We start from the raw sequence: 6152 nt of genomic DNA, 5'->3' as shown, positions 1-6152 counted from the left end.
TACGCAGATTGACCTGAGCAATTGTGACCTCTCCGTATTTCCAAATATCCTCTAACTATCAATCCATTGCGATTGTTCCTTTTGACCGTGGAGCTGCTTTGGAGCATCAACGACTGCGAAGGGAGTATCCCGACTTGGAACAATGGATTTGAGAATTGCGGCGATCGCTCTGATCAATTCAATAATGCAACGCTGGTAACCCGGAACAATTCAGATTTTGGGCAGGTTGTGGAATTACGCACCGAGGACTGGACAATCCCGTAGCTCAAGAGAATACGCTAACGATTCAACCGGCGCAACGTCTTTCACCGTACAGTGGAGAATGCAGGTTTTTGGGGCGATCGCCCGTCTTCTCAGGTCTTATGCCCGTTCAGTTCAGCACGCCAAACTCCATTTGGGCATCGGTTTTAGTCGAAGTGTTAGCCCGGTTGGGATTGCGGACGGCCGTGCTCTGTCCTGGTTCTCGCTCTACACCGTTGACCCTCGCCTTTGCTGCCCATCCGAATGTAGAGGCGATTCCGGTACTTGATGAGCGATCGGCGGCGTTTTTTGCGTTGGGATTGGCGAAGCGATCGGGCAGGGCGACGGCTTTGGTATGTACGTCGGGAACGGCTGGAGCCAACTTTTACCCAGCGATCATCGAAGCCTACGAGAGCCGTGTACCTTTGCTCGTCCTGACTGCCGATCGCCCGCCAGAACTGCGAGCCTGCAATTCCGGGCAAACCATTGATCAGCAAAAACTGTTTGGGTCTGTGGTGAATGACTACGCCGAAGTGGCCGTGCCAGAGTTAGACCTGGGATTACTGGCCTATCTGCGTCAAACCGTTGTCCATGCTTGGGGGCGATCGCACGATCCCGTGCCTGGTGTAGTTCATTTAAATCTGCCCTTTCGTGATCCGCTGGCTCCCATCTCGATGCTGGAAGCAGAAGCATTCGCGACCCAATTTCCGGCCCACTTCTTTGACGCAATTTCGGAAGGACTAGCCCCGCCTACTCTATCGAGTTTCCCGTCCATCCCGGATGCTTGGTATTCGGCACAGCGGGGGATCATCATTGCCGGAATTGCCCAACCTCAAAATCCAGAGGCGTACTGTGGGGCGATCGCCGCCCTCGCCAACCATCTGAAATTCCCGGTACTGGCGGAAGGTTTATCTCCCGTACGGAATTTTGCCCAGCAGATTCCCGATGTTATCACCACCTACGACTGGATTTTGCGGAATCCTGACTGTGCGGCGGATCTTGCCCCTGATCTGGTGATTCGCATTGGGGAAATGCCAACTAGCAAGGTGCTGCGCGAATGGCTGACCCAGGCTCAGCCGAGGCAGTGGGTGATTGATCCGGGCGATCGCAACCTCGATCCCCTCCACGGATTCACCGTCCATTTGCGCGGGTCGGTGGAACATATCGCCGCCGCAGTGTCCTCTCTGGAGCCAACGCCGGAACGGGTAGAGTATGGCGATCGCTGGACATCACTCAACACCCAGGTAACAAAGGAAATTCAGCGAGTGTTATCAACAACCGAAGACTGGATCGAGAGCAAAATTCCCTGGCTCCTCTCCCAAGTTTTGCCGACGGATACGCCCATTTTTATTGCCAACAGTATGCCGATCCGGGATGTGGAATGGTTTTGGCCATCGGGCGATCGCCACATTCGTCCCTTTGCCAATCGCGGCGCAAACGGCATTGATGGCACGCTGTCCACTGCTCTGGGGATTGCCCACGGTCAGCCCTATGCTGTGCTACTTACCGGAGATTTGGCCTTGCTGCATGATACGAACGGATTCTTGCTGCGATCGCACCTCCGGGGACACCTCACGATCGTGCTGGTGAATAACGATGGCGGGGGCATTTTTGAAATGCTGCCAATTTCCCAGTTTGACCCACCCTTCGAGGAATTTTTCGCCACGCCGCAATCAGTGGATATGGCTCAACTCTGTCGCGCCTACGGAGTGAGCCATACCTTGATTCAGTCTTGGACGCAGTTTCAGGAATTGCTATCTGAATTCCCGGACTCTGGCATTCGGGTGTTGGAAATTCGGAGCGATCGCAAGCAGAATGCAGCGTGGCGAAGTGCCCTATTTCGAGCAATCTCCCAAAATCTCTAGAGCATCGGCGGGTTAGAACCCTGGTTTCTGAGTTGTTGTTCTAACGATCTGGCATAGCCCCTGCCAGAGAAACCGAGGTTCTGTTTCAGAGGGTTCCAGCAGAAGCTTTGAGTGCCAGACCCATTAGCGAAAGAGCCAGCTTGTAAACGCATACTTTTGTCCCTGGGTGACGGGCAGGGACTGATGCGGATGGGAAAAATAGGCCGGAAATACGAGAATAGCTCCGGCAATTGGTTTGACGCGCACATCCTGGCGGTCAAAGTAGGTTTCTCCCCCTTCAAAATCATCGTTGAGGTATCCGACAACGCTAATATCACGGGTAGGGATGCCATGCTCTAGTTCTTGGAAACGATTGGCGAGTAGGATGTTGTCAACGTGGCGTTTGTAAAATTGGCCTTCCTTGTAGCGCAAAATCGAACAGGGTTCTGCATAGAGAAACTTAATGCCGTATTCCTGGTAGAGTAGCTTTTGGACAATGCCGAGCTTGCTATGGAGTAACTCGTTGGCCGAGGCTAGGAGTGGATTGGAGTGACCGAGTTCGAGCAAATCGCTGTTCCGGACTTGATTATTGACTTGATTGATGAGGATGCCAGCGGAATCAAACCCGTGACACATCGCTGTTTCAATCATCTGCTTACAGACGGCAGGCTCCAGCGCATCTTTGATCAAGAAAATGTCGTTTCCTAACGCGGTTAAAGTATGAGCCGTCATAATGTTTGAAGACATCGTAAGGTGTACTGAGAATTTGTGTCCTGTGCCGCTATGACCTATCGCTCTCCGTCAAACCAGTTTCCGCAACCGCTAGATCGGGCGGCATTGCTGTTGATGGTCGTGCTTTCGGCCTTGATTGGCCTTCTGCTGTTAACGGGCGATCACGCCGCTCCCCGAGTTCGGGAATTTTCCTGGCAGGATAAGCAAATTGGCGCTGAGGACATCGCTTTTATTTTGACCTTTAGCCAGCCGATGGAGCACGCTAGTGTTGAGGATAATTTACGCATTGAGCCGTCCTTGCCTGGAAAGGTGAGTTGGGCGGGTCGGCGGATGGCCTATACCTTAGATCAACCTGCCCCCTACGGCACGGATTTTTCGGTTGCCTTAGAAAACGCTGTCGATACCGTCGGGAGTCGGGTGGGTCAAAGTGTGATGGAACCTTTCTCCGCAACCTTTCGCACCCGCGATCGCGCCTTTGCGTACTTGAGCTTAGACGGAGACCACGATGGGCAATTGAAGGTGCAGAATCTGTCCCAGCAATCGGAAACCGTACTGACTCCTGAGAACCTGACCGTTCTCGATTTCAAGCCCTATCCCCTAGGCGATCGCATTTTGTTTTCAGCCCTCGATGCCTCTACGCCGACGCAGGGTGTGGGATCGCCCAAGCTGTACACGGTTTCTACGGGAATTCAGCCGGATAGCCCTGCTGCGCTACCGGGAAGGGGACAATCGGGCACGGTTTTGAAACCCACGTCCGATCCCCCTGGTGTGATTACCGAAGTCCTAGACAACCAAACCTATCAAAATCTCAAGTTTGATCTCTCGCCCGATGGGCAGGTGATTGTGGTGCAGCGGGTCAACCGTGATGATCCTACCGATTTTGGCTTGTGGATCATCCGGGACAATGAACCCCCTGAAAAGATGCCCATCGAGCCGAGTGGTGATTTTGTGATTACGCCCGATAGTCAGGCGATCGCGGTTCTCCAGGGAGAAGGCACGGCCATCTTACCCCTGTCAGAAGATGCCAAAGACCAAGCGGAAACCGAGCCTTTAGATTTTCTGCCCCAGTTTGGACGGGTGCTGAGTTTCGCCAATGACGGAACCGCCGCCGCCATGGTGAAGTTCAATACGGACTATACCGAATCCCTGTTTTTGGTGACGAGTTTCGGTGAAGAGCGCGAACTGCTGCGGACGGTGGAGGGGGGATCGGTGCTCAATGCTCAGTTTGATGCCCGGAAAAAGATTCTGTATACCCTAGTCACGAAAGCGACCCTTGCCCCCGCCCCTGAGGATGCGGTTGAGGACGAGCGCACGCTATTTCCCGGCGAGGTTTTTGTGGAGCAGCCCTATCTGGTTGCCATTGTGTTAGACACGGGGGATCAAGTGGATCTGCTCCAACTTCCGGTTCAGCCCGATCTCCGCATGAGCCTGTCGCCGGATAACTTGGGGATTTTGTTTGACCAAGTCAAGGCTGAAGCTGAACCCTCCGATAGTGATGCCAATCCTGGATTAGTTGGGCCAGATGGCAAGGCGATCGCCAGCGGACAGCTCTGGTTTTTGCCCTTAGCCCAGGATGACGACGGAATTCCGGTTCCAACGCCACCGGAAGCTTTGCCCCTTTCAGGGCTTCGCCCAAACTGGTTGCCCTAGCGGATGAACGACAGATCCATCGAGCCAAAATGAATACTGAGAGCAATATTCAAGTTTTCTAGGATCTTAACGAGCCAGCGAACCGCCTTTTGCTCACTTTCTTCGTAATGGTTAAACAAGATGGACAGTCGCCGTTCTAGATACGGCCTCACCTTGCTGCAAATCAGCACAATCTTGAGCAGTAGTCCTGTCGTTACGATCGGCCCTAGGTTGGTAATCAAATCGATAAACACAAAGTGCCGAGGATGATCTGCACCTTCCACCACCAGGAAATTCAGCAATTGGCTACAAGTGCGTACAATCAAGAAATCGTTAACGGGCCGGGAATTACTCTCTGGGAAGGAGGATTTTAACTGGGCGTAGAGCTGGTTGTTAAACTGGCGTTTGCCATAATCACCGTCCACGGACGTTAGGATGTAGTCATAAAGATCGTCCTTAAATGATCGGAACGTTTGCGAGTAGTGACTACAGGCTAAAAAATTGTGGGCTAAGTCTTTGTAGGTGTGGGAGCCATCTACTCTCCCTACGTAGTGCTTTAGGGCTGTGCCCAGATCTTTGTCGCCGAGGAGGGTGGGGTTATTCACCGGATAGATGATTGAGTTTGTCTCTTGAGTGGGGCAGAGCGCACTATCAAGCTGCGATCGCCGCACGAGATACGTGGCGTACTGCGATAAATCCAGTTCAAACTGATGCTGACGCTGCTTTTGAAGCTTGCGAACGGTTGCTTTTTGCTCCTGAACGCTGTTTTCAGTCAGCAAGCAGTGGCTGTAGAGGTACGGATAGCGGCTAATAAGCGTACCCAGAGGGCGATTTTCCGCAAAGCTACCCTGCAGGTCTTGGGTGAGAACTTGCGCTAGACGCTGTAGCGTTACATATTGTTCGGTGTCGTAAAACCCACGAACCAACTCCCGGAGCCGTCGTAGCCCGTGGGAACGATAGACCCCCGCCGCAACGACCGGAGAGGGAACGGTATCAAATAACTGAATCAGTTCCGGAATGGCCGCTTGAAGCTGCGATCGCGCCAACCAGCGGTTAATCAAGATGTGGCAGCATCGGTTCAGCACATACCGGAAATCTTCCTGCGCGTATCGGGATGCAGTGACCCGATCCAAGGCACCGAGAACCTCACTATCGTCATAGTGAGAGCCATCAATAAACAGGTCACGAAAACGTTCGATCAACTGGTCGGGCGTTTCGAGTTCTGCCCAATAGAGCAAGTGATCGTAGAGCGTCTGCTCATCCTGAGTGATTTGGCGTTCGTATCTACTATTGGTCTGTGCGGTCATTGCAGGCAAACCTCGCGTCATCCGGGCAGCACATTGAGATCTAGAGTAAAAATAACAGGTTCATTGCACGACTCCCAAACACCCCCAAATACGTCACATACCTTGGAGGTGCGTTTGCACCCTTCACTGGTTCTCTAAGGCTTGCCAATCAGGTGCCTCAACCTTTTGCGATATAGAATTCCTGCTAAGAGAGAATAGCAGAACTTTCTCTAATCCATCGTATCTAATCATACGAAGGGAGAACACAAGCTCAAACCAAAACGATCCGTGTCAATGCTGGATCGATTAAAGCTTATATGAAGAACCCAAACCTAGGGCTGAAAGTGCCATAAAGCTTGGCAGTGCCATCCTCCCGACGCTCACCCTATCGGGTAGAGCGCGGGCTTCCCCAGATCGCTCT

5 protein-coding genes are annotated in these 6152 nt (G+C 52.7%); 3 read left to right on the top strand and 2 right to left on the bottom strand.

All coding sequences use genetic code 11. From position 1 onward, the window contains the following. The first annotated feature begins 87 nt into the window (after positions 1-87). Both IGR76_06960 and menD read left to right on the top strand, forming a co-directional pair. Entirely contained in the window at positions 88-264 is a 177-nt protein-coding gene (locus IGR76_06960) for a hypothetical protein (GenBank protein MBF2078253.1), read from the top strand. A gap of 98 nt (positions 265-362) precedes the next feature. Further along, positions 363-2105: a 2-succinyl-5-enolpyruvyl-6-hydroxy-3-cyclohexene-1-carboxylic-acid synthase gene (gene menD / locus IGR76_06955; GenBank protein MBF2078252.1), complete on the top strand. Its 1743-nt coding sequence runs from the start codon at positions 363-365 to the stop codon at positions 2103-2105. 123 nt (positions 2106-2228) lie between these two features. Here menD and IGR76_06950 read toward each other — a convergent pair whose 3' ends face one another. Continuing rightward, positions 2229-2816, bottom strand: coding sequence for a 2OG-Fe(II) oxygenase (locus IGR76_06950; GenBank protein MBF2078251.1), 588 nt, complete (start codon positions 2814-2816; stop codon positions 2229-2231). Between the two features lie 51 nt (positions 2817-2867). On the opposite strand from IGR76_06950, the gene IGR76_06945 reads away from it, so the two are divergent. Then, positions 2868-4466: a hypothetical protein gene (locus IGR76_06945; GenBank protein ID MBF2078250.1), complete on the top strand. Its 1599-nt coding sequence runs from the start codon at positions 2868-2870 to the stop codon at positions 4464-4466. Here the strand turns inward: IGR76_06945 and IGR76_06940 are convergent. Further along, a complete protein-coding gene (locus IGR76_06940) occupies positions 4463-5752 on the bottom strand; it encodes a hypothetical protein (protein MBF2078249.1) in 1290 nt (429 codons plus the stop codon). The two genes, IGR76_06945 and IGR76_06940, sit on opposite strands and share 4 nt — an antisense overlap. Between the last annotated feature and the right edge of the window lie 400 nt (positions 5753-6152).

Origin of the sequence: Synechococcales cyanobacterium T60_A2020_003 (assembly GCA_015272205.1) — a bacterium.
Classification (GTDB): Bacteria; Cyanobacteriota; Cyanobacteriia; order RECH01; family RECH01; genus JACYMB01.
Note: the sequence above shows the minus strand (reverse complement) of the source record. Positions and strands in the feature narration are given on the sequence as shown.